The organism is Kineococcus glutinatus (genome assembly GCF_039542765.1).
GTDB classification, from domain to species: Bacteria; Actinomycetota; Actinomycetes; order Actinomycetales; family Kineococcaceae; genus Kineococcus_A; species Kineococcus_A glutinatus.
Genome location: NZ_BAABIL010000271.1, coordinates 1 through 2,260 on the forward strand (window position 1 = coordinate 1; position 2,260 = coordinate 2,260).

At 77.8% G+C, this 2,260-nt stretch carries 4 protein-coding genes; 2 read left to right on the top strand and 2 right to left on the bottom strand.

All coding sequences use genetic code 11. The annotated features are described in order from the left end of the window. Window positions 1-470: dUTP diphosphatase (gene dut / locus ABEB16_RS11060; protein WP_425560163.1), on the bottom strand; the 470-nt coding region annotated here is incomplete at its 3' end. Window positions 471-529: 59 nt separating this feature from the next. On the opposite strand from dut, the gene ABEB16_RS11065 reads away from it, so the two are divergent. Further along, window positions 530-1,027 (top strand): DUF3093 domain-containing protein, encoded by a 498-nt coding sequence (locus ABEB16_RS11065; RefSeq protein WP_345712307.1) that lies wholly within the window; start codon window positions 530-532, stop codon window positions 1,025-1,027. Window positions 1,028-1,126: 99 nt separating this feature from the next. Here the strand turns inward: ABEB16_RS11065 and ABEB16_RS11070 are convergent, their stop codons facing one another. Next, entirely contained in the window at window positions 1,127-1,426 is a 300-nt protein-coding gene (locus tag ABEB16_RS11070) for a DUF4193 domain-containing protein (protein WP_345712308.1), read from the bottom strand. A 547-nt stretch (window positions 1,427-1,973) separates the two neighbouring features. Between ABEB16_RS11070 and ABEB16_RS11075 the strand changes: the two genes are divergently transcribed. Beyond that, a partial coding sequence (locus ABEB16_RS11075; RefSeq protein WP_345712309.1) for a hypothetical protein occupies window positions 1,974-2,260 on the top strand: 287 nt, incomplete at its 3' end.

Below are 2,260 nucleotides of genomic sequence, written 5' to 3' on the forward strand. Positions count from 1 at the left end.
GCCGCGCCACCGCTGGAGCCGTGCCCGCCGGTACCGCGCGCGGAGCCCGGCAGCTCGTCGACCTCGACGAAGCGGACCCGCTCCACGCGCTGCACGACGAGCTGTGCGACGCGGTCGCCCGCGTTCAGCCGCACGGGGCGCTCGCGATCGGTGTTCAGCAGGGTGACCCTGATCTCCCCGCGGTAGCCGGCGTCCACGGTGCCCGGCGCGTTGAGCGTGGTCAGGCCCAGCCGGGCCGCCAGGCCCGAGCGGGGCACCACGAAGGCGGCGAAGCCGTCGGGCAGCGCGATGGCGACGCCCGTGGGCACGGTCACCCGCTCGCCGGGCCCCACCGTCACGTCGACGCGGGTGCTGAGGTCCGCGCCGGCGTCACCGGGGTGCGCGTAGGAGGGCACGGGCACCGAGGGGTCGGTGCGCCGCAGCGCCACCTCCAGGGAGGGCGCCGGGCTGCCCGCGTCGCTGCCGTTCACGGGTGCCGACCCTACCCCGCCCCGCCGGCGCGGCCCGCCGCCCGTGAGAGGCTGCCGCCGTGACCAGCAGCCCGGGTGTGCCCGCCGGAGGCGACGCGCCGACGGGGCCCGGCGGGGCGGACACCGCTCACGCGGAGCGGCTGTGGCCCTCCGCCGGGGCCTGGACCGCCTGCTGCGCCATCGCGTTCACCGCCGGGCTGGTGCCGCTGCCGGTCTTCGGGCCGCGCGCGGCGGTGGTGGTGGCCGTCCTGGCCGTGCTGGTGGTGGCGGCGGCCCTGGCCGTGACGTCCACCCCGGTGCGGGTGGAGGGCGGGCAGCTGGTCGCGGGGCGCTCGCGGATCCCGCTGGAGGCCCTCGGCCCGGCGCAGGCCCTGGACCGCGCGGCCCTGCGGCGGGCGCTCGGGACGGAGCTCGACGCCCGCGCCCACCTGGTGACGCGCGGGTGGGTGCCCACGGGCGTGCGCGTGCCCGTCGTCGACGAGGAGGACCCCACGCCGTACTGGGTGGTCTCCACCCGTCGGCCCGAGGCGCTCGTCAGGGCCCTGCAGGGCCGGTGACCGGCGGGTGGCCGCCGCCCCGGCACCGGTGCGCGCCCCGGCGTGCCGCCCGTCCCGGCCGGACGGGCGACGGCGGGGCGGACCACCCGCGCGGGCGCGTCAGGCGGCGCACTCCTTGCAGATGAGGTTGCCGGCGCGCTCGCCCGCCAGCTGGCTGCGGTGGTGCACCAGGAAACAGCTGGAGCACGTGAACTCGTCGGCCTGCCGCGGGAGGACCCGCACCGACAGCTCCTCGTTGGACAGGTCCGCGCCGGGCAGCTCGAACCCCTCCGCGGCCTCCGTCTCGTCCTCGTCGACCGCACCGGACGACTTGTCCGTGCGGCGCGCCTTCAGCTCCTCGAGGGAGTCCTCGTTGAGCTCGTCGTCCGTCTTGCGCGGTGCGTCGTAGTCGGTGGCCATGGCCCTGCCTCACACTCCGAATCTCTCGTCCGGTCCTCCACCTGGCGGAGCCAGCTGTGCCGGTGCCGCCGGGGCAACGTCCAGCGCCCCGAATCCATGCCCGACCCGGACCGCTGGGAGCGGACGAGCACCCGCGGACGGTGGAGGGGTCCGCTGCCGGTCGCGCCACCGGGTGGCCGGGCAGCCACGGATTGTGCCGCACCCCGGCGGGGTCTTCGACCCGGGGCGACCCGGGGCGCTCCGGCGACGACCGCCGGCCCGTCCACAGCGGGGTTGGCCCCCACCCACCGGCGGCCCTACTCTCGAAGAGCCGGCCACCGCAGCGGGCCGGAGGAGTGTCCCCCACCTCCCGGTCCGGGCCGGTACGACACGCCGCACGACGATCGGGCAGGATGCCGACGTCCCGAACCCGCGATCACCGCGGCACGCCCCACGCCCCCCGCGGATCGACGCCCCCGGTGCACCGGGCGCGTCCGACCGCTCCCGCCCGCCGGTGCGCCCCCGCGCAGCGGCCCGCGAACCCACCCCCACCTGGAGGTGCCTGCACATGTCGCTCCCCGAGTTCCGCACCGACACCACCGGCGCGACGCCCGCCGAGACCGGCCGGCCGTCGCAGTTCCGCCGCGAGATCGAGGGCCGGGTGGACAGCACCCGCGCCGCCGTCGACCGGGCCACCGCCGAGGGCGAGGACTACCTCGCCGAGGTGCACCTGGCCGAGCTGGAGTCCCTGCTGCGCATCGCAGCCGAGCACGACGTCGAGCTGCCCGCGGCGCGCGACTACCTGCACAGCCGCTCCCCGCGCGTGCTCGACCTCACCGCCGTCGACGCCCAGGT

Coding starts and splice junctions, on each gene's coding strand:
- ABEB16_RS11070 (WP_345712308.1), bottom strand. CDS start 1,426: ATGGCCACCGACTACGACGCACCGCGCAAGACGGACGACGAGCTCAAC.